This is a genomic window from Geosporobacter subterraneus DSM 17957, assembly GCF_900142145.1.
Lineage (GTDB): Bacteria > Bacillota > Clostridia > Peptostreptococcales > Thermotaleaceae > Geosporobacter > Geosporobacter subterraneus.
Map to the genome: position 1 here is coordinate 1 of NZ_FQZV01000052.1, position 20,928 is coordinate 20,928.

A 20,928-nucleotide genomic window follows, 5' to 3' on the forward strand; every position below is an offset into this window, starting at 1 on the left:
AACCAGCTAAACATCGAATCGTCCTTGTGGAGTGACACGCTTTTTCACGGATAAGCCTCTACTATGGAAGGGATCCAGGAGGAATGCACATCTATCTCTCTGACAAAGAGATTATAGCACGATGTTTAAAAAATTCAATGTCTGGTGTCACTGATTCATCTGAACAATAGATTTAAAGTTGTCAAAGAACATTCGGGTGGGTTTTTGAGCCCTAACCCTATATTTATCTTACAAGGAGGAGAGATAAATGGATGCACCGAAATACGCCACCCTTCAAAAAGTTAGAAATGGCAATAAAACATATGGTGTAACACCGAGAATTCCCGGTGGTTTTATAAAGCCGGAACAACTCATAAAAATAGCAGAGGTAGCTTCAAAGTATAATGGTACTTTGAAAATTACATCTGGGCAAAGAGTTGCGATCCTGGGTCTGCAGCCCGAGGACGTAGACAAGGTTTGGACAGAATTAGGAATGGAACCCGCAGTATTATCACCTTATTCTGTAAAAAATGTTGAAATGTGTCCTGCATCCTTTTGCAAAAGAGCAAAACAAAATTCTCTGCGATTAGGCATGAAACTGGAAAAAGCATTATATGGTGCTCCGGCACCCAATCGTACAAAGGTTGGTGTAGCAGGATGCAGAAATGCCTGCACTAGTGTCTACTCCAAAGATATCGGCGTAATAGCAGATGTAGATGGCTACATGGTAACGGTAGGAGGAAGCGCTGGTTTTCATCAGAGATTATCGGATATCGTTACAGTGGGTCTTACGGAAGATGATGCCTTTGCATTAGTAAAGATTATTATGGAATACTATAACCAACAGGCATCCACCGGTGAAAAAATGGGAGATTTTATCGATCGTATAACCTTTGCTGTCTTTCAAAGAGAGGTTATGGAAAGGTTCAAAAAAGACAAATAATGTGATTCAAATCACCGCATTGCTAGGAATAAAGAAATATACTGATTTTAAAAGGAGGAGTAAACATGAGTGCTTTTTTAGGTCCAATACATCATTGGCTATTCAATAAAATCAAACTGCACGAAGCTTTGGAAAAAAGCTTGTTATCCCACTACAAAAGTATGTATGGTGATGAAATTTCAAGGATTCAAGAGAAAGCAGAAGCACAATACGGGTCTCCTATGGAAGAAAAACCCCTCGACCAGATGATCGATACGGGAAATATCCACGGGTGGCTTCAGAGTAGAATCTCCGCTGCAGAAACAAGACAGGCAGCAATTCTAACGAATATATTTCAATTACATGGCCAAGAGGCTATCGAGGTTGCATTAGAAGAATATAAACAGCAAGGAAAAGTATCTGGAAATGATGGGCGAAATAAAAGTCAGGCAGATAGTGCACCTGCTATTTACAAAGCCTTAAATAACTACTTATTAGATGGTATGCCCTGCGATAATGTCAACAATATCACGATCGCTGACCCGGACCTATTACAGTGGAAAACTGCCCAATGTCTTCACCGGGGCTATTGGGAAGCCGTAGGGGCTGATATTGATGTCTTCTACCAGCTTCGTACAGCCTGGATCAAAGCCTTTGTTGAAAATGCAAATGAGAAATACGGATATACAGTAAGCAAAGAAACATCTAATGGGCGTCAAATCTTTATTCATGAAATTAAAATACAATAATTTGGAGGGAATAAGAATGAAAATAACGAAGGATACACAAATCAGTGAAGCATTAAAACTGAATCCAAAGGCTGCACAAATACTCATGAGCTTTGGTATGGGTTGCTTGGGTTGCCCTTCTGCGCAGATGGAATCCATCGGTCAGGCTGCAGAAATACATGGAATTGATTTAGAAAAGCTTCTGGAGCAGCTCAATCAATAATATGTTAAAAGAACCAGTCAGTGAATCATCATTGACTGGTTCTTGCTGTTAACTTATTTTTTTTTATCTTTTTCAGCTCTTGAATGGCTTTATAGACCGGCTGATAATCAGGAATCAGTCGACGTGCCTGATATAGGTGCCATCTCGCACGATCCAGTCTTCCTGTGTATAAATAGACCAAACCCAGATTGTGATGGCCATATCCATTCTGTGGAAATAACTCAACAATCTTTTCAGCATAAAGCTGCGCCTTATCATATTTTTTCAAATCATCTCCGTAGATTTTAGATAGATTCAGCAAAACCTTAGGGTCTGTACTATTATATCGAAGCATTTTCTGATAATACTTAATCGCTTCTTTAAATCGGCCCAACTGTTGATTGCAGATGGCGAGGCCATAAAAGATTTCTTGTTCTACATCATGCAGATTAACAGAATTAACCTTTAAGGCCTTCTGATAATATTTTATAGCTTCCAGATCTTTTCCCATCTCTGAAAAAACATCTCCAATCAGCTTCCAGTTTTTTGAGTTTTCCGGATCCCTATTCATCATTTTTTTTAAATGCTCTAGCGCTGCCTCATAATAGCCTTCATTAAGAAAGGCTATTAAAAGATTATTATTGAGATATTCATCATCCTCATTGATTTGCATTCCTCTATAACAAACATCGATCGCTTCCTGACTTAACCCATTTAAAATCAAAAAACTGCTCATATTGAGATAAGCTTCTGCGGATTCAGGCTGTAAGCTTGCCTGCGCCCGTAAATACTTAATGCTCTTGTGCAATTCCCCTTTTGATTCATAGTAATATGCAAAATCCTCAAACAAATAAAAACGTTTGTATTTTTTTAAAAAATAAGGATTATGTCTATAGATATACATTAATCCAATACTCGCAATGTCCACTCTTTCCTGATTGAAATGTTCCTTTACTTCCTTTAGAAAAAGTCTCCAGGCCTCTGAGTGCGTCGATACCCGGTCTAAATCATATTTTTGTCTCCATTGGTTCTCCATCTCTTTTACCCCAAGAACTTCCTGAGGGAAATAGACATTTTTGTCAATCCAATGGAATGGAATAGTGGTTATTGCTTTTGAAAGCAATTTCTTTCCTATAGGGTCTTCTTTAAAGTCTATTGTGATCCAAAAACCAGGTATTCTATTCCGGCTTCCCCTCAAACGAATACCTTCAACTCCTTTTGGCAGTTGTCTTACGATTTCCTTTATTTGAATAGGGGCTTTATATTCAAATAAATTCTTGATCCAATCATCCCTTAATTGTGCTGTTGGAAAAAATATATTTAATGTCTTCATGATATAGCCCTCCTTTCTATTAAGGGACTATACGGTAAAATAGTCACTCCTTTTCCGTTACTTCCTTATTTCAGTATATAATATTCTCTCAAATAAATTTCGTGATGCATTTTTCATTCGATAACCCGTATTATTATTTTACTGATCTTTCCTTTATTATTTTCAACGCACTGCCTAACTTTTCATAAGCGTTGGCGATATGTTCATGGAGATCCCTCATGATTTCCTTCTCTGTATTTTTTTCCACATCCAAATACTGCTGAAGACTAATTTGCTTATCGCTCTCCGCCATAAGCGATTTAAGCTTAGCTAAGGTAAATATTCTGTAAATCTTTTTTCCCTTAATCAAAACTGACATTCCATCTTCGAGGAATTTATCCAGAATTCTCTGTGCTTTTTCTAATCCCTGACTGTTCACTACATCAATCTCATTCTGATTCACCAGTCTGCCTAACAGATTACCCTCTTTATATATAAAATAGTTCTCATCTAACAGAATTTTGTCCTGCTTTGTTAATCTTATAAACCGATAATCCAGGGTGTTTATTTTCCGTATACGGTGAAAGGCCAATAAATAGGTATCACGAATGCCCCAATCAATATTTTTTAGCTTGATAAGTTCTCCATTAGCATAAACATAGGTATGATCTTCCTCTAATTTTTCCTGCAAATCTATTTTTTTAATTTCACTTCCTTCAAAATCGATTACGATATTTCCCTTCTCTGTATCAATACATTTTGCTAAAAGGTAGAATCGCATACCTTCACCCCCTGAAATTATCTGTACTTTCGGTTTTCATTGCATAGCATCTCTATCCGTTGAATCTCATTGGGCTGCAGCCCATAGGCTTTGTATAGGTATATATCAATGTTTTTTCTACTTTCTGCACAATTTGTTTTCAATAATCGATCGATGTTATTCTCTAAGGTCCTCTGATCAATACTTTTTATGCTTGTAAAAATGGGTAATCCTTTCAACGGATTTGCATATAATTCAAGGTCAACCCCTTTACGTTTCCCCCGATGATATAACCAAAAATACATGATATTCGAATTGAGCTGCGCCAATAGGGTTTTGAAGTTTACATTATCCTTCTTAGGCGTTATAAAATACACATCTGCACTGGCATACCAAGGAACTTCTGTATATGCAAATCGGTTTTCCCTCGCCCGATGGGGTACAACTATTTTTGCCTTTTCAAAAATTTCAGGCTGTCTAGGCCATTGTATAGCATACCAGCCTCTCAATCCCTTAAGGACTTCCCTACGCTGCTGGAGTACCTCTTTATATTTTAATAGATGGTGAAGGATTCTTTCATAGTCCTCCGGTGTTTGATGAAGCATGTGCAGATCATTCACATATAAAATATATCTATCTGTAATTTCCTTCGCACGATAGCTTAAAATATCACTGTTTTTGAACATAGGCTTTAAGAATGGAGATGCCTCTAGCCCTAAGGATAAAACTTCTGCTTCATTCAACACAAAAATACCGTCATTTTCCCTTATGCCATACTGAGTAGTAGTCTCTAAAGTTAACTTTTTTTCCAGCATATTCTTTGTAACCTTATCGGCACCGGTTACAATTCCCTGATTTACATGACAGATATTGCCCAATAGCTGATCGCATGTTTCTTCAATCTTTTTTAGCAGACACTGCTCTTCGCCGGTACCCTGAAGAACAATGTGATTCCTGCTGGTAAATAACTGGGCAGGGTATAGCTTAAAAACATCCACACTTTTATCCCCTTGGCAACTGTAATAAAGCCTTTTTTCTATGCCATCTTCAGTGAGGGTTTGGTCTTTAAAAGACTTCATAAGAATACACCCTTTTTCATTCCTGCCCTTGGACAATAAAAAGATCATATTATGTTGTCCCTTGGCATCGGGAAAAATCATGGCATGATTAAAGTTTACAATTTGAAGGAATGTAGTGTGATCCTTTAAGTAGTTTCTAAGCTTGCTGGCTCCATCAGCGGTAACAAAGTAGTTTGTAGTAATATAGTTCAACAATCCTTTATCTTTTAATAACTCCAGCCCCCGATAGATAAAAAAATAGAAATAATCCATTTTTCCTTCGTAGTATTTTCTTCCAAAAGAAGTGTTTCTGATTTCCTGAAAGACATTTCGATTTCCCTTTTCTCCGAGATAGGGGGGATTCCCAATGACTACGTCAAAGGAATATGGCCACTCCTGTTGGAAAAGCTCCTCCTCTAAAAGGCTATTCGCCTTTCGTAAATTTAATTCAATATGGCCCCGTTGCTCCGCCGAAGTTTCATCATATGCCATAGATAAAAGAACATATTTAGCAATTTCCAGAGGCTGCTCCTGAATGTCCATTCCATAAATATTCTCTTCTAAAATTTCCTTTTTTAGCAAATAGTTCTCTATGTTTAATCCTAGATATAGGAAAATCCTCTTTCTGATAAGATAGATTTTTTCAAAAGCCTCAATTAAAAACAGCCCTGTTCCGCAGGCAATATCAATCATTTTAATATTTTTTAGGGCCTGTTGCAGCGCTAATAAATCTTCACTGGATAAGTCATGGGTATATTGATCGGATTTTACAATGGGTATCATTCGATCTTTCTCTACTCCGGTACTTCTCTCCAGATATGCAATCAAGGTATCCTCTACCATGTATCTGATGATATAGTCTGGCGTATAGTAACTACCAGTCCTTTCCCGTAAGCCTAAATTTATAAACCGATCGTAAATACGGCTAAATGTCTTCATCGTAAAAAATGCATTTATGCCTTCTCCCTTATCCAGGTTCCAATGGAGGTCCAATAACTCTTCCTGCGGCAGATTTTCGTAGTGATATGCAAATAGACCCCTGCATAAATCTACAAAGGTGTCCTCTGGTGCTTTTCCTGTATTTTTCACAGGCTGCATTTGTTTATATAGGATATCTATTTGCCGATCTATGTTGTGCATAAGTATTCTCCCCGATATGTTATAAAAGTCGACAAGGCATCCACCCTTGGCCGCCTTCTTTCCTTAATCAATTCCATAAGCTGCTTCATTTCTGTCTTGAAAACAAGGAACTTTTCTACGAATTCTCTCAACCAAATCGATATCAATCTCCGACTCAAGAATCGTCTCTTCACAGTTGGATTCTGCCAACACCTTGCCCCAAGGATCCACAATAAGGCTATTTCCGGGAAAGGTTGCTTTAAACTCACTGCCAATACGATTTACTGCAACTACATACATCTGGTTTTCGATGGCTCTGGCTATGGCCAAGGCTTTCCAATGCTCTATCCTGGTTTCAGGCCATTGGGCTGGTATAAACAGGATTTTCGCCCCTTTAAGAGCCAGGGCTCTAGACAGTTCCGGAAATCTTATATCATAACAAATAATTGCCCCACAGGCTATGCCATCAATAGAAAAAATCCGGGATGTATTTCCAGCTGTCAAATATTCATCCTCTCGGGCATGACGCACTAAATGTACTTTATCATAATAAGAGTGAATCTCTCCCTGACGATTGGCTACATATAGACGATTATATATCTTGTCCCCATAGCGGTCTGCAATTGAACCGGCTACAATATTTACATGATATTTTCTTGACAACTCCGATATCATTGATTTTGTGGGCTCCCCTTCCCTATCCGCAAGGTCTTTTAAATTATTCATGCTAAAGCTGGTATTCCACATCTCAGGTAAAACGATGACATCAGGACCATTGACACTTGCTTTCTCGATCATATTCTTAATCTTCAGCCGGTTTACAGCCGGATCTCCGAAGGCTAAATCTATTTGAATCGCCGCAATTTTTAACATCGTGTCCTTTCCTCCCCAGTTTATGATTATGATTATTATTTTCCATATTTCTACTCATATCCCTTTTCTTTTTATCAAAATATCCATTAGAAGTACAAAAAAACATATTTTTGCCGATATCTATATTAAGAATTGATTAGAAGGGATGTGTGACCATGACAATTAAAAGGATATCCTCCGCTAATCGGACGAGGATATATACGATGTATGTAGACAGAAATACCCAAATTGGTAAAATTGATGGCGTAAAGCCAATCAATAGAAGCTCTACGGTAAATAACAATCGTTTTCAATCCTCAGAAAGCACCTATCTAAGTGCGTCAAGTTTCTATGAGCAGCTGAAAGCGCTAAAGGAACAATACCATGACTACTATCGATCTGAGAGAGATTTAGAAGAAACCATTGAGACGATCAAAAAAGAGGAACAGGAAGACCTTCTCTCAGTGATAAAAAATCTAGTAGAAAAATACAACCATGCAATCACTTCTTTACAGGAGTTTGATCATCATTTTGGAACCCAACATGCTAAAACAATCTATACCATCCTGATGCTCCATAAATCCCAACTATATAAAATGGGAATTACCTTTGACCGAAGCTTCCATCTATTCATCAATGAATCCGTACTGATTCCCTGTCTAAAGAACCGAGAAAACATAACCGACTTTTTATTTGACACGAAAAATGGGTTTGTTTCCAAAGTCTATCGTTCTTTTAAAGAAATAAAACTGCCCAGCAAAGAAAAATACGATCATCTTCCAATAGATCCGCCCTCCATCATCAATAAAAAAACATGATTACATACTAGGAAAACGGATAGCAGCACTATTTTACCTTATACTTAATTTTGTCTCCCATATCAATATAGGAAATATTATACCGGTCAAATAATGTTTTTAAGTTTTCTCTGCGCAAACGTGACACCAAGGCATATCGGTCTATGTATTTTCCTGCCCTCTCTCGACTTATAGGATCATTTTTTTCTATACCGAACTTGTTTTCTACCATCGCATCTCTCATGCTCTTTATTTCTTCAGAAAACAAATGATAGTTTTCCATGATCGTAGGGTTTGTCTCTGTTTTAGCCAAATCGATCATCAATTGCTCTAAGGCAGGAATCGCCTTTTCATATAAGGATACCAGCTGATGCCCATTGAAATCCTCTGATGCACTAAGCTGTTTTTGCTGATGAACAATATCATAAAACTGATTCTCGATCTCCTGAACATTTTTTAAATAGGTAAAGATTTCATGCCTTGAATGCAGATTTAGTATAAACTGTATAGGTTTTGCCTGCTGAAATCTAGACAAGCTAAATAAATACAGCATGCTTCCTGATAAAACAAGGACAGAAAAAAACACCAGCATGATGATGCCTATAGATTTTCTTTTATTTATAACAAAATGTATTGTTTCCCTCTCTTTATTCATCCCAACTCCCCATTCCCATTGTTTCGCTCTTCCTTCTAATTCTACATTCACGTTCATTTTCCTTTAATTAAGTAGCTGTACAAAAGGTATAAAACCCTATGAAGTCAGGAAAAATACTAACAAATTCTTTTTCTAGGTGGTATTCATATGAAAAAAATAGATTCTAATGCCAAACAAGCCCTTGGGCACTTCAAGGAGGAAATGGCAATTGAGCTTGGTGCAGATAGCTTTGTAGAAAAGCATTTAACCCTCGCCCATCTTGACTCCAAGATCCGCACTAAGGTTGAGGAAGCCTACACTCATCTTGGCCGTTCATAACAATAGGTCAACAATAAAAAGAATAACCGCAGGGTTATTCTTTTTATTGATTCTTTTTATTGATTCTTTTTTAGATACATACCATCGCCAACTTTTTTTACTCCGTCTATTTCCTGTATCAATTTATCTACAATCAAATCTATATCTGTATAATGAATGTTAATTCCCTTTTTCTTCAAATACTTCATAACCGTAACCAAACGAATAGGATAGTTGCATGGGTTCTTAAAGTATGGATGTTTTTCGATATTTTTCTTTATCTTATACTCATCAATATCATAAACTTGAATGGCCTTTTCAACACCCATATCCTCTTCGATTTTTTTTATAAGATAGTCAATTTTGTGGGTTGCTTTATTGTATCTTTTCAGAAATTTTCTCAATTCCCTCAGGAATTTTAAATCATCACGGGTATGCTCCTGCGATAGGTTGAGTTCCAGACACAAATCCTTTTCACACGAGTCTGCCAGATCTGGCATTGCGCTTTGCATATATCTTTTTGTTCCCCCTTCGTATTTCCATGAACCATAATTATATTATATTTTACAACTTTGGAGGAAGAATGTCAAATCTACAGGCATGGGGATTATGTCATATTACTGTTCTACTAATTCCCGTTTAAGTATACAGCAGATGGTTCTTCCATTTACCGTGGGCGCAGTAGAAACTAGCTCCCAGCCTGCTTCTCCCAATTTATTCAGCTCATCCTCGTCTTCTTTACTTAATACCAAATTGGTAACTCCTTTTGCCCGGAGATTAACAATTTTATATTCCCAAGTTTTCATCGTCAGCATCTTCCTTTCTACAGGATATCGTCCATACTAATTTCCTCGTCCTTGTAATGTGTTATTCGATCCCCCACGAGAGATTCAAGCAGCTTTTTTGCCTTCTTCCGATCTTGTAATGAGTTGCATTCCAGCTCTATTTGATTTTTTCGAATAACCATTTCTGCCAGAATACCCTCTCCTGTCATTATGCGGAAAAACAGAGCCCCTTCTTCCGTGTAATCTAGCTTGATCTGCTTGCTCTCAGTCAAAATTTGTTTTATATTTCTGCTGTCTTTGATAATATAAGTGCTTTGAAAAACAGTATAATCCTCTTCGTTTTCAGTATCATGCACCATTACATCCTGTATGATGCTAACATATTTATATAAGTATAAGCTGTGATTTTTCAGGAAAATCTCCCAGTTTCCATAAGGATTGGTCTTTTTAAAGCTTTCATATTGATCGATCATATTTCTCTCAATACTGTTTCGAAACATGGCAGGAATGAAAACACAGCTGCCAAGGATCCAATATTCTCCGTCAACTTCAATAATCCTAGATAAAATAAGTTCTCTATCCTGAATCTCCTCCAATTGGTTAGCAGATACCCATATTTCTTTTTTGGTAAATATATCCCTTAACTGACATCGATCTTCTCTGCGATCTCTCAACTCATACAGACTTAAATATGCTTTCTCCACCTGGCTGATGAAAGCATTCTCTTCTTGTGAAAGCTTTTCTAAGGCATTCTTACGATATCTTTCTATAAAAGTTGTGTTTTCTTTACCCTTGTAATCATATATCAGCCATGTGTTAAAATCTGCTATCATTTCATGATTGGTGTCTAATTCTCCAATGATTTCATAAAATCTGTTTTTTGCTGCTTCAATTTCTTCAAAAAAGCTAGATTGAAGCGCATAAATAAGAACATCCTCTTCTACACCGGCAGCTAAATAATCAAAATCCATTTTATTCTCTCCTTCTCCTCTTTTGTAACAAAGACTAAACTTCGCATTCTATAACATTATGACCAATAGAAACTATCTTCATCCTTTTATTCGATTCCAAAATGTGAAGTCCTCCTTTTCTATACTTAGTAAATAGGTCAATGCAGGGGCTTCTTTATAAAATTCCTCTAACTTCCACTCTTCACGCTGTTCTAAAGAGTAGATTTTTCGGAGTATTCCTATCAACTCCTCTTGACTTATATCTGATAAATTCAGGTCCGCAGAATAATGTATTACAATGTTTGCCAATTCCCCATCTACAACAAAGATATCATAATCACTTTTTCGAAAAATACTATTTATCTTTTTATTTTCATCTGCTACCAAATCCTGCTGCCCAATATCAAAAAGTAAGTGATAGCTGCTTCCTAAATTCTGTACCAACTGCTTCCATTTTTCAATTCCGCTTCTGTTCATTTTACTATAAATCAAACCACGATCCTCCAAAATGCGCATGATGATTATTTGCGCACATCGGTTTAGACAAGCTTTGAATAAGAAACACTCACACCATTTTTCCTCGTCTAACTCTAGGTTTAATCGGCTATCTATTCGGAATTTTTTCATTAATCCCCTATTTTCATATTTATACTTTACAAAAAAAGTTTGTATAAAGTTTTGCAGCATCTCATCGATTGATTTTATAACCTTCATGCTTTTTCCTCCCTATTGTAAATTCCCTATTGTAAATTCGACTAATAACTTACTATATATTATTCAGCCTGTCTATATTGTGTTTATTAAGAAGCATTACATTTTTGATGAAAACTCCTTTTAATTATGCAGATGGATAGTGTATAATATATTGAGTAACATTATGTCAAGCAAGGGGGATATGTGTGTCCAAAGTCATCGAACTAGACAAGTATAGAAAAGATAAGCATCGTCAGAAATATAAAAATGTAATATTACGCGGACCCGTATGGTTTTATGAACTCAACGATGGCATCAAACAACTAGCTCTAAAAGATATGGAGCTTATCATCCAGAATGTTCAGGAAAATTTAATGGAAGGCTACCAAAAAGCTTTAAAGCTTCAGCATTTCAACGAGTTGAATTATTCTCTCGATCAGTACATTGTTGATTCATTAAATGTGAACATACCCTTTTCAATCGTTCATGGAATTCAACTATCAAGAGGCTATCATCTTAGAGTCATATCTGAAAATGACTGGAACAACATTACTGATATAATCATACGAATTTGTATGATTACGCATTATCAGCTTTGGAGCGAAGATGCAGAACCCTTGTTTTTCGTCGATCAGTATTCCTGGGATAGTATCCAGATAGATGTACCGAACTAATTGATATTATAAATTTTATATGAATTGTTTCATTTAGGATTACCATTCAACTACGCTGAGCTATCTCAGCGTTTTTTCATATTTTTTTCATATAAGTAGGAAAGTTCTGCTTTCCTACTTATATGAAAAAAGGGGTTGTAGGGGATGAAATCCCCTGCCCGCATTCAGGAAGGTGCTCAGGCTGCTTTGCAGCCGTCGAAGGAAACCTAGGGTTTCCTAGCGAAAGCATCGAAGATGCTATTTCATTAAATGTGAGTACAGTTTCGGCTATACACCTCATATACTTAAATGAGGTGATCCATATGTTTCGAAAACTATCTCTATTTCTTTGCTCATTGATTTTGGTATTAACAATCTTTTCATTAAATACATTTTACCATGATCAAGCTGCCGTAAGAACCTTTAGAAACCATGCGGCGCGGAATCGAAAGCTGACAAATAAAACCATTCAGCAGTACCTGAATGGTTCAGAAAATGAGAGAGAAAATGCTCGCAACCTGTTAATCCATACCACACTGAAAAATATGAATTATGAAAAGTGGTTGGATTATCAAGAATACATAGACTTGCTGCTTTATACCGCTGATATCATGCCTGGCAGCGGCGAAGAATTAATTATTGTACTAAATCTATCGAAAGATTTAGCTGTAGCAGCAGTTTATCGATCCCTCAATCAGGAATACGTATTTATCCACAGTCTTGAAAATCTACTGCCTGTTGAAAAGATTGAATTTTTTCTGATCCCTGATTTAGGTTATCAAACGCTGAATATTTATCAAATTTTAGATGAGCGCCTGGGTGCTTATATTCTTGAAAAATTTGTAGAAAGCTATGGATGGATCAGCGGCCGCTGGCAGTCTCTGTGGAAAAAGACCGTCTATATGGAAGAAATCTATAATCAACAATGGATCAATCCCCAGAGCAGCAGAGACCAATGGATAAAAATTGTGGAAGATAATGAGATCCGCTTTCTTCAACAGCCAAATCCTCAGATCCACGTCACTATCAAGCGGAGTAAACTAACCGCCGTAAAAAAGCAGCTCCCAATGCCAGAGGATTTTCGATTACAGGAAAGAATTCAAGCCCATGAGTTTTACCATTGGAGTACCCGGTTCCAACGCTATATATTAAAAGAAGGTACATTGGAGGAGTGTACTACCCCCGTTGCTATCATTCAGGATTTAGAAACCAGTGTGGAATCCTATTTAGGCTTTATTTCCAAGGCCTACAAAGTAACTTATCTTAACGGGAAAACTGGCTATATTCATAAGGATCGTCTATCGATAAAATAAGAGGATTTTATCTTTAAACATAGAAAATAATAGATAAACCAATAGTTTTTGAAAGGGATGAGTGGATTGGTAAAAAAACTGTATTACGAAAATGTGTACACAAAGGAGTTCATTGCAAATATCATTGAAGTTAAAGAAAAAGAGGGTAGATTTCACATTGTTCTAGACCAAACCGCCTTCTATCCTGAAGGCGGAGGTCAGCCGAATGACTTGGGAAAAATTGATGATCTAGTTATAGAATATGTTTACGAAGAAAATCAGATGATTTATCATGTAGCAGGACAAGCTCCTGCAGAATTTCAAAATGTAAAGTGTGTTATTGACTGGGAACGCAGGTTTGATCACATGCAGCAACACCTGGGACAGCATATTCTATCTGCTTGCTTTGAAAAACTTTTCGATGGCGAAACTGTAGGTTTTCACCTGAGTACGGATACAGTTACTGTTGATATCACTATGGAAAATATGGTGCCTGCCCAAGCAGAAAAAATAGAGTATTTAGCCAACCAGATCGTTTTTAATAATCTCCATGTCCACCAGCATTATCCTGACCAAGAAGATCTGAAGAAAATGCCGCTCAGGAAACCTCCTAAGGTGAGTGAAAATATCAGAATCATCGAAGTTGATCAGTTTGACTATTCACCATGCGGCGGTACACATCCGAACTATACAGGAGAAGTTGGTATTATAAAGATACGCAGGTGGGAAAAAATGAAAGGCAGCATCCGGGTTGAATTCCTATGCGGCAACCGGGCCCTTAAAGACTACTACTGGAAAAATAATAGCATCAATAAGATTTCTGCTCTTTTATCTATAAAGGACACCGATGCCAGTGAAGGAGTAGAACGCATTTACAATGAATATAATCAGTTGAAAAAAGACATGAAAAATCTTAAGGATCAATTGACGGATTATGAAGCTGACCTTCTTTACAAGAATAGTACTGTGCATAAACATACCCGGTTGCTGGTAAAAATGTTTGAAGATCGCGACATTAACGAGCTGAGAATATTATCTGCGAAAATTGTTTCCAATCCCGATATCGTAGTGCTTTTTGGCGTAAAGCATGATTCCAAAGCTCAAATGCTTTTTAGCCGTTCCAAAGAAATCGATATCAATATGAATCAACTTTTCAAGGAAGTAGCACCTATGATCGATGGAAAGGGCGGGGGGAACCCTCAGACTGCGCAAGGCGGCGGCAGCGACATAGGCAATTTGGAGGGTGCCTTGCTTGCAGCCCAACAAATTATTAAAAATCGATATCTATAATTTAGCTCGGCTGAAAAGGGAACAAAAAAAAGAGAAGTGTCGAAACCGACCCTTCTCTTTTTTTCCCTAAAATGCTTGGAAACAATGTGTTCCATGTATATTCTATATGAATTTTTCTTAGACTTCAATAGTACAATTCGATTAATTTCTACCTTTTTCTCCCTTCTAAAATATTTCATTGAATATGTCCTCTACAAAACACCTCGAATGAGACGGACTAACTGATAGCCGATTTTATCTGTGAATCTCATTCCCTTATTTCTCTCCATGGCTATCGATTTATCTATATCCCGCAGAAAAAAATGCTCCATCACCTCTGCAGTTTTAGAATCATACATAACTGTTAATATTTCATAATCCAATCGCAATCCCCTATGATCCATATTTGCTGTTCCAACAGTAGATATTTTGCCATCCATGATAGCGGTTTTGCTGTGTAAAAAACCCTCTTTATACCGATAGACCTCTATCCCATCTTTCAGCATCTTTTGTGCATATAGGTTAGTAGCATATTCTGCAACGATATTATCTGACCGATCCGGAATCATCAGTTTAACCTTAACACCTCTGGCTGCGGCACTTTCTAAGGCAAGTAAGACGCTATCCGGTGGAATAAAATAGGGAGTTGTAAAATATAAATAATTCTTTGCTGAATAAATCATGGAAAGAAAAAAGTGTTCAATACTATTTATTTCCGTAAGCGGTTCTCCCGAGAGAATTTCCATCGGTATATTTCCTTTTTCCTGCGGTTCTCTAAAATATATCTTTTCCACAATCATTTCATGCTTTGCAATATACCAATTTCTTAGAAAGGCAGCTTGAATAGCCCTTACGCCATCTCCTCTAATGAGTATATCCATATCTCTCCATTTTCCAATTTTTTCATCTCTTCCCAGATACTCATCACCGATATTAGATCCTCCAATGACTGCCAGTTTTCCATCTATAATAAGAATTTTTCTGTGATTTCTATGATTAAGATTAAAGTTCTTTATTCCCTGAGAAACAGGCGAAAACCTTATCAACTGAACCCCTGCCTTCTCCAGTTCTTGAACAAACTGTTTGCTAATCAAAAAGCTGCCGAACCCATCATAAATAAATCTCACTTCCACCCCCTGTTTGCTTTTCTCGATAAGCACATTTTTTAGTTTTTCACCAATTTTATCGTTACGGACTATGAAATACTCCATATGAATATGATGCTGTGCCCTGCTAATTTCATCTATTATGGTTATAAACGTATTTACCTGTTCTCCTAATACCTCCACTTGTCCGTATCCTATATGATGATTATCTGTTGCATTTAGAAATTGAAATCCCCATTGATTAGATGTATGCCTGTAATCCCCTATCTCATCAGATCCAATACTTTCCTTCAAGGCTTCAAAATAGGTGTTATTTTTTGACCTTAGTTTTTCAAAATATTCATCCTGGATTTCCCTAATTAAAATGCTGCCGATCAGCAGGATCATCAGTAAAAACACAGCCTTTAAGCCTGTTCTGATGGAAAAATGACGAAGGAATGTATATAGCAGATAAAAAAATATAATCGCTAACCAAAACCTTTTCAACCCATCACATCCCGTTTTATTATTGTTTGATTAGTTTGTGAATATAAAGGAATTTTTAGTCCATTAGAGGTGATAAATAAAAGGACCCTTGGCTTTGCAGATTTGTATCGGCCAAAGATCCCATATGCTAAATAAATGTTCGCTGCTAATATGCATAATTACCCTATTTTCATGCCCTGCTCTATATGATTATTTTCATTTTCACGGATGAATCCCGAAGCTCCAAATAACAAGGTTACTATAGGCAGTACATAGCATAATATCGCATAGGGTCCATACTGTAAAGCAGATACCCCTGTAATCACCGTTGTCAGAACTGCATTCACATTCCAAGGAATGATTGGTGCCACAATAACACCTGTGTCTCCTATCGTTCGGGCAAGAACTGATTTTGGCAAACCCATTTCTACATATTTTTGCTTCAAAAATTTACCAGGCAGCAGGATTCCAACCGTTTGATCACAAGTTAGAATCGTTAGCAATATACTTAAGAACCCCGTTTTAGCGATGAGTTCCCGCTTTGATTTTATACTCAATAAAAAATTTTCAATAACCGGCGCAATCATATTGGTGCCTTCAAAAATGCTGTTTAATACTACTGCTGCCAGTACGATCAAGATAGCCTCTAACATAGAGGCAACACCGCCCCCCTTTATGATTGTATTTAATTCCTCCACGGAAGTACCAGCGCTGTAGCCGCCAAGGATAATACGAAAAATTTCAGCCCATCCAAGATTTTGATATGCATAACTAATGATCATTCCACCTAAAAGTCCTAAAGTCATATTTTTAATGATTTTCACGCCTATAAAAGCCATTCCAATTATAATCAACGGAACGATAAGCATCAGGGGCGATATGTGAAAGAATTCTTCTATGGCCTCCTGATAATGATATAATTGGTTACTATTTAACTCTCCATTATAGCCTTTGCCCAGATAATAGTAAAAATAACTGACGAGAGCAATAGTAGGCAAGAGGGTTATCAATCCCTGCCTTGCATTATCCTTATAGGAAACCCCTGTAGTCTTTGTTGTAAGATTTACAAGGGCTGCAATAGGGGATATTTTATCTGCTATAAAGGCTCCTGATATAATAGCCCCCATCAGCAGTCCTTCCGGGATAAACAGGCCTTTTCCAATTCCTAACAACGCAACCCCTATAGTACTGACAGTCCCCAAAGCAGTACCCATGACCATAGCTGTCAACATGGTAATAAAAAATCCGGCCAATAGAAAGTTCATTTTTTGAATATAGTCGAACCCATAATACATCATAGCAGGAACAATTCCCGAAGCCAGCCATATGGCTACCAGTGAACCCACTAATAAAATGATGATAAATATGCTGCTACATTCTTTTATCCCTTTTATGATCATATTCCATAGTAGGGGCAATTGAAATCCATTTTTTAGACATATGCCCATAGCCCATACCACACTTAGGAACAGTCCTATATATAGTGGAGTTTTTGATAGTATGCACACAGCGATGGATACTACCATAATCAGCAGCAGTGCAACTGTATGCTTTCTCGGAATAGTTGCTCTTTCCATAGAACCCTCACTTTCTGTCTTAATGCTGATGTTGCAGCAAACATTTTTAAAATAAATGAAAATTTATTGGTTAACGATCATAACTTTCATGCATATTTACTTTGCTACATTCAAAACTTATTTATAGCATCCTTAATATTTCAAGATCATTCAGGATCAATCGCATTCATAAGGAGGTGATTCTATGGAAATCGAAAAATTCCACTTCAAAACCTTTAATAACATAGCTATACAACCTCAGGATATCGAAAATGTCATTTATGAGCTGGATGGAATTGGATCTGTAGCCGTAAGCACAAGAGATCATATTATTACAGTAGAGTACGATGAAAACATCGTTACTCCTGCTGAGGTTCGGGCCAAGCTGGATGAATACCGCCTCGTGTAGTGAGAACAAGTACTGTGATCTCAGTGAAAGATATATACTATAGTTCTATAAATCCTTATGAAACCCTCTAAAGAACTTATTCATCTATTTAACTTTTCCAACTCTGAAATGGAGAAATTAGCCCTTTACCTTCAGTATCAATAACCAATCTTTTAAGATGACAGCCTCCTAAGGCTGCAGAAGAATAATCTCTACTAAATATTGACAAACATTCAGGTGCGTAATAATATAATATTGTAATCATAAAATGTAAGGATAGAGGGAGTAACTGCCTGCTTGAAACAGGATCAAAGTCGTCATTTCGGTCCGCGTACCCGGCTTTGATAGCAAATTTTGTTTAGTGAGACTCTATAGCTGATTTAGATCAGCTATAGAGTCTTTTATGTTTTATCCCTATTTATCATTATGAAAGGGTGTGGACTCGTGTTTAAAAAAGAAGTCAAAAGGGTGCTGGAGGAACTAGATTCAAATTTAGAAGCAGGTCTTACCGATCATCAGGTTCTGAAAAGACAAAAAGGCGGGCGCAACGTCCTAGATGAAAAAAAGCCAAAATCCCTCTTCTTAAAGGTTTTTGACCAAATTAACGAACCTATGATTTATATTTTAATGATTGCAGCGGCCATCTCCATGGTGATGCATGAGCTTAGTGATGCTATTATTATTATTATTGTAATCGTGTTGAACGCTGCAATTGGGCTCATACAAGAGGATAAAGCCCAGAAATCCTTGGGTGCGCTTAAAAAATTATCTACCCCTAAGACCTTGGTAAAACGAAATGGGCAACTTCGGGAAATTAATGTAGAAGAGCTGGTGATCGGAGATATTGTTATGATAGAGGCAGGAAGATACATACCCGCAGACTTGCGCCTGGCAGAGGTTGTTAATTTGAAAATAGACGAATCTGTCCTTACGGGAGAATCAGTGCCTGTAGATAAATCTAAAGATCCCCTTTCTGAAGACATCGTTGCACTGGGAGACATGAAGAATACGGCCTTTATGTCCAGCTATGCAACCTATGGTCGGGGTATAGGGATTGTTACAGCCATTGGAATGCAGACAGAAATCGGCAAAATTGCCAGTATGCTGAATAATACAGAGGAACTGCAAACTCCCTTACAAAGGAAATTAGCAGAACTGGGCAAACTGCTGGGGATTGCTTCTGTCATCATCTGTATTTTGATGTTCGGAGTAGGTATATTGCAAGGCCGGGATATTATTGAGATGCTCCTGATCTCCATTTCACTAGCTGTTGCCATCATCCCTGAAGGTCTTCCCGCAGTCATTACTGTAGTACTTGCTTTAGGTGTACAAAGAATGATCCATCAAAATGCCATTGTAAAAAAACTGCCTGCCGTAGAAACCCTTGGTTCTGTAAATGTTATATGCTCCGATAAAACCGGCACAATTACACAAAACAAAATGACCGTCACTGCCTTTTATTACAATAGACAGTTAAAGAAGGTAGAAGAATTATCTGAAGAACATCGTCTTTTAGTAGATGGTTTCATGCTCTGCAACGACGCCAGCAATGAAAACAATCGCATCGGCGATCCTACGGAAATTGCCCTGCTGGATATGGGTAAATATTTATCTATTCGGAAAACAGATTTAGATACAAGTTTTCCCCGAACAGATGAAATTCCCTTTGACTCTGATAGAAAAATGATGACTACACTCCATCGATATGAAGGTAAGGAAATCATCTTTACAAAGGGTGCATTAGATTTAGTATTGAAAAAAACAACGCATATTTTAGTGGATGGCAATAAACTGCCCATAGAAGATTATGTTCAAGAGATTTATGAAAATGCATCCAGCTTATCTAACGCCGCACTTCGGGTTCTAGCCTTAGCCTTTAAAGAAAAGGATTCTAATCCCTATGAAAGCAGCCTCACCTTCTTGGGTTTAGTCGGCATGATTGATCCTCCCCGGGAGGAGGTCGCAGAAGCAGTGAAAAAATGCAAGGCAGCTGGCATACGTACGATCATGATCACCGGAGACCATCAGGATACTGCTTATGCCATCGCAAAGGACGTAGGCATATGCTCAGATATGGACCAAGTGATGAGCGGTTATACTTTATCCGCACTAACCCAGGATAATTTAAATCAAAGCATAGAAAACTATCGTGTATTCGCCCGGGTACAACCAGAGCATAAAGTAATGATTGTAAAGGCACTGCAGTCTAAAGGCTATATCGTCTCAATGACTGGTGACGGCGTGAATGATGCCCCATCCTTGAAAACAGCTAATATTGGCATTGCCATGGGCATAACGGGAAGTGATGTTTCAAAGGAAGCCTCCAGTATAATCCTGACTGACGATAATTTCGCTACCATCGTAAAAGCGGTTGAAGAAGGCAGAAATATTTACAGTAATATTAAAAAATCCATTCTCTATTTATTGTCCTGTAATTTGGGTGAGGTCATCACTTTATTTACAGCAGTTCTTTTAAACTGGGTAACACCGCTGAAACCGATCCATATTTTATGGGTAAATCTGGTAACGGATTCACTGCCTGCTTTGGCTTTGGGAGTAGACCCCAGTGACCAAAATATTATGAATGATCAGCCAAGAAAGCATAATGAAAGCATTTTTGCCCAGGGAGGGTTATTTTATCTCATTTTTAATGGCATCTTTATTGCCTTACTGACTTTAATCCTTTTCCGATATGGACTGAAAACACAAAATCTTGTTTATGCACAAACAATGGCATTCATGATTCTTAGCATTGCCCAGCTATTCCATTCCCTTAACAGCAGGAGCTTTAGAGTGTCCATATTTAGGGTTGGCATATTCAAAAATAAATTCTTGCTTTATGCAGGGCTTATGGGGATCTTCTTGCAGATACTGGTGGTACATCTTCCCGTCCTAAATAGTTTCTTTGGCACGGTGCCTCTGCTTCTAAAAGACTGGTTATTGGTATTCGGATTATCTGCTTCTACAATCCTAGTAAATGAGCTCATTAAATGGATAAAGATCAAAAAATAAAAGCTGCTAATTGGCAGCTTTTATTGACCCATCAACAGATTATCTCTTTTATTATGAGCATTTATATCTTTTATTAAA

At 37.4% G+C, this 20,928-nt stretch carries 21 protein-coding genes; 10 read left to right on the forward strand and 11 right to left on the reverse strand.

Annotated features, from left to right (window positions below; all coding sequences use genetic code 11):
• Positions 1-247: 247 nt before the first annotated feature.
• From BUB56_RS15565 to BUB56_RS15575, 3 genes are all read left to right on the forward strand, one after another.
• Entirely contained in the window at positions 248-922 is a 675-nt protein-coding gene (locus BUB56_RS15565; protein ID WP_110942206.1) for a nitrite/sulfite reductase domain-containing protein, read from the forward strand.
• A gap of 65 nt (positions 923-987) precedes the next feature.
• Positions 988-1,650 (forward strand): hypothetical protein, encoded by a 663-nt coding sequence (locus BUB56_RS15570; RefSeq protein ID WP_190014599.1) that lies wholly within the window; start codon positions 988-990, stop codon positions 1,648-1,650.
• Between the two features lie 16 nt (positions 1,651-1,666).
• Positions 1,667-1,852, forward strand: coding sequence for a DUF1858 domain-containing protein (locus BUB56_RS15575; protein ID WP_110942207.1), 186 nt, complete (start codon positions 1,667-1,669; stop codon positions 1,850-1,852).
• Between the two features lie 28 nt (positions 1,853-1,880).
• On the opposite strand, the gene BUB56_RS15580 is transcribed toward BUB56_RS15575, so the two are convergent.
• From BUB56_RS15580 to BUB56_RS15595, 4 genes are all read right to left on the reverse strand, one after another.
• The gene (locus BUB56_RS15580) at positions 1,881-3,164 is read right to left on the reverse strand and encodes a tetratricopeptide repeat protein (protein ID WP_110942208.1); all 1,284 of its coding nucleotides are present in this window, start codon (positions 3,162-3,164) and stop codon (positions 1,881-1,883) included.
• Positions 3,165-3,297: 133 nt separating this feature from the next.
• Entirely contained in the window at positions 3,298-3,924 is a 627-nt protein-coding gene (locus tag BUB56_RS15585; protein WP_110942209.1) for a hypothetical protein, read from the reverse strand.
• Positions 3,925-3,941: 17 nt separating this feature from the next.
• Positions 3,942-6,101, reverse strand: a complete 2,160-nt coding sequence (locus tag BUB56_RS15590) for an Eco57I restriction-modification methylase domain-containing protein (protein WP_110942210.1) — start codon at positions 6,099-6,101, stop codon at positions 3,942-3,944.
• 63 nt (positions 6,102-6,164) lie between these two features.
• Entirely contained in the window at positions 6,165-6,953 is a 789-nt protein-coding gene (locus tag BUB56_RS15595) for a carbon-nitrogen family hydrolase (protein ID WP_110942211.1), read from the reverse strand.
• A gap of 155 nt (positions 6,954-7,108) precedes the next feature.
• On the opposite strand from BUB56_RS15595, the gene BUB56_RS15600 reads away from it, so the two are divergent.
• Positions 7,109-7,750: a hypothetical protein gene (locus BUB56_RS15600; RefSeq protein WP_190014601.1), complete on the forward strand. Its 642-nt coding sequence runs from the start codon at positions 7,109-7,111 to the stop codon at positions 7,748-7,750.
• A 28-nt stretch (positions 7,751-7,778) separates the two neighbouring features.
• On the opposite strand, the gene BUB56_RS15605 is transcribed toward BUB56_RS15600, so the two are convergent.
• Positions 7,779-8,435, reverse strand: coding sequence for a hypothetical protein (locus BUB56_RS15605; RefSeq protein ID WP_110942213.1), 657 nt, complete (start codon positions 8,433-8,435; stop codon positions 7,779-7,781).
• Positions 8,436-8,531: 96 nt separating this feature from the next.
• On the opposite strand from BUB56_RS15605, the gene BUB56_RS19525 reads away from it, so the two are divergent.
• Complete coding sequence (locus tag BUB56_RS19525) at positions 8,532-8,702, forward strand: hypothetical protein (protein WP_190014603.1); 171 nt, start codon at positions 8,532-8,534, stop codon at positions 8,700-8,702.
• A 56-nt stretch (positions 8,703-8,758) separates the two neighbouring features.
• Here BUB56_RS19525 and BUB56_RS15610 read toward each other — a convergent pair whose 3' ends face one another.
• The 4 genes from BUB56_RS15610 to BUB56_RS15625 all read right to left on the reverse strand — a co-directional run bounded on the left by BUB56_RS15610 (position 8,759) and on the right by BUB56_RS15625 (position 11,130).
• Positions 8,759-9,193: a hypothetical protein gene (locus BUB56_RS15610; RefSeq protein ID WP_110942214.1), complete on the reverse strand. Its 435-nt coding sequence runs from the start codon at positions 9,191-9,193 to the stop codon at positions 8,759-8,761.
• A 105-nt stretch (positions 9,194-9,298) separates the two neighbouring features.
• On the reverse strand, positions 9,299-9,487 hold the full coding sequence (locus BUB56_RS15615) for a DUF4177 domain-containing protein (protein ID WP_190014605.1): 189 nt from the start codon (positions 9,485-9,487) through the stop codon (positions 9,299-9,301).
• A 17-nt stretch (positions 9,488-9,504) separates the two neighbouring features.
• Positions 9,505-10,437 (reverse strand): SPRY domain-containing protein, encoded by a 933-nt coding sequence (locus tag BUB56_RS15620; RefSeq protein WP_110942216.1) that lies wholly within the window; start codon positions 10,435-10,437, stop codon positions 9,505-9,507.
• A gap of 78 nt (positions 10,438-10,515) precedes the next feature.
• Complete coding sequence (locus BUB56_RS15625) at positions 10,516-11,130, reverse strand: hypothetical protein (protein ID WP_110942217.1); 615 nt, start codon at positions 11,128-11,130, stop codon at positions 10,516-10,518.
• Positions 11,131-11,315: 185 nt separating this feature from the next.
• Between BUB56_RS15625 and BUB56_RS15630 the strand changes: the two genes are divergently transcribed.
• The 3 genes from BUB56_RS15630 to BUB56_RS15640 all read left to right on the forward strand — a co-directional run bounded on the left by BUB56_RS15630 (position 11,316) and on the right by BUB56_RS15640 (position 14,344).
• A complete protein-coding gene (locus BUB56_RS15630; RefSeq protein ID WP_110942218.1) occupies positions 11,316-11,783 on the forward strand; it encodes a hypothetical protein in 468 nt (155 codons plus the stop codon).
• A 302-nt stretch (positions 11,784-12,085) separates the two neighbouring features.
• Complete coding sequence (locus BUB56_RS15635; protein ID WP_190014607.1) at positions 12,086-13,075, forward strand: hypothetical protein; 990 nt, start codon at positions 12,086-12,088, stop codon at positions 13,073-13,075.
• Between the two features lie 66 nt (positions 13,076-13,141).
• A complete protein-coding gene (locus BUB56_RS15640) occupies positions 13,142-14,344 on the forward strand; it encodes an alanyl-tRNA editing protein (protein ID WP_190014609.1) in 1,203 nt (400 codons plus the stop codon).
• A gap of 191 nt (positions 14,345-14,535) precedes the next feature.
• On the opposite strand, the gene cls is transcribed toward BUB56_RS15640, so the two are convergent.
• Both cls and BUB56_RS15650 read right to left on the reverse strand, forming a co-directional pair.
• Positions 14,536-15,915 (reverse strand): cardiolipin synthase, encoded by a 1,380-nt coding sequence (gene cls, locus BUB56_RS15645; protein WP_110942221.1) that lies wholly within the window; start codon positions 15,913-15,915, stop codon positions 14,536-14,538.
• A 158-nt stretch (positions 15,916-16,073) separates the two neighbouring features.
• On the reverse strand, positions 16,074-17,471 hold the full coding sequence (locus BUB56_RS15650) for a Na+/H+ antiporter NhaC family protein (RefSeq protein WP_110942222.1): 1,398 nt from the start codon (positions 17,469-17,471) through the stop codon (positions 16,074-16,076).
• A 184-nt stretch (positions 17,472-17,655) separates the two neighbouring features.
• On the opposite strand from BUB56_RS15650, the gene BUB56_RS15655 reads away from it, so the two are divergent.
• A complete protein-coding gene (locus tag BUB56_RS15655) occupies positions 17,656-17,859 on the forward strand; it encodes a heavy-metal-associated domain-containing protein (protein ID WP_110942223.1) in 204 nt (67 codons plus the stop codon).
• Positions 17,860-18,282: 423 nt separating this feature from the next.
• Complete coding sequence (locus BUB56_RS15660; RefSeq protein WP_330392671.1) at positions 18,283-20,850, forward strand: calcium-translocating P-type ATPase, PMCA-type; 2,568 nt, start codon at positions 18,283-18,285, stop codon at positions 20,848-20,850.
• Positions 20,851-20,928 lie beyond the last annotated feature (78 nt).

Coding starts and splice junctions, on each gene's coding strand:
- BUB56_RS15595 (WP_110942211.1), bottom strand. CDS start 6,953: ATGTTAAAAATTGCGGCGATTCAAATAGATTTAGCCTTCGGAGATCCG.
- BUB56_RS15635 (WP_190014607.1), top strand. CDS start 12,086: ATGTTTCGAAAACTATCTCTATTTCTTTGCTCATTGATTTTGGTATTA.
- BUB56_RS15580 (WP_110942208.1), bottom strand. CDS start 3,164: ATGAAGACATTAAATATATTTTTTCCAACAGCACAATTAAGGGATGAT.
- BUB56_RS15625 (WP_110942217.1), bottom strand. CDS start 11,130: ATGAAGGTTATAAAATCAATCGATGAGATGCTGCAAAACTTTATACAA.
- BUB56_RS19525 (WP_190014603.1), top strand. CDS start 8,532: ATGAAAAAAATAGATTCTAATGCCAAACAAGCCCTTGGGCACTTCAAG.
- BUB56_RS15565 (WP_110942206.1), top strand. CDS start 248: ATGGATGCACCGAAATACGCCACCCTTCAAAAAGTTAGAAATGGCAAT.
- BUB56_RS15620 (WP_110942216.1), bottom strand. CDS start 10,437: ATGGATTTTGATTATTTAGCTGCCGGTGTAGAAGAGGATGTTCTTATT.
- BUB56_RS15650 (WP_110942222.1), bottom strand. CDS start 17,471: ATGGAAAGAGCAACTATTCCGAGAAAGCATACAGTTGCACTGCTGCTG.
- BUB56_RS15610 (WP_110942214.1), bottom strand. CDS start 9,193: ATGCAAAGCGCAATGCCAGATCTGGCAGACTCGTGTGAAAAGGATTTG.
- BUB56_RS15590 (WP_110942210.1), bottom strand. CDS start 6,101: ATGCACAACATAGATCGGCAAATAGATATCCTATATAAACAAATGCAG.
- BUB56_RS15615 (WP_190014605.1), bottom strand. CDS start 9,487: ATGAAAACTTGGGAATATAAAATTGTTAATCTCCGGGCAAAAGGAGTT.
- BUB56_RS15585 (WP_110942209.1), bottom strand. CDS start 3,924: ATGCGATTCTACCTTTTAGCAAAATGTATTGATACAGAGAAGGGAAAT.
- BUB56_RS15575 (WP_110942207.1), top strand. CDS start 1,667: ATGAAAATAACGAAGGATACACAAATCAGTGAAGCATTAAAACTGAAT.
- BUB56_RS15600 (WP_190014601.1), top strand. CDS start 7,109: ATGACAATTAAAAGGATATCCTCCGCTAATCGGACGAGGATATATACG.
- BUB56_RS15570 (WP_190014599.1), top strand. CDS start 988: ATGAGTGCTTTTTTAGGTCCAATACATCATTGGCTATTCAATAAAATC.
- BUB56_RS15655 (WP_110942223.1), top strand. CDS start 17,656: ATGGAAATCGAAAAATTCCACTTCAAAACCTTTAATAACATAGCTATA.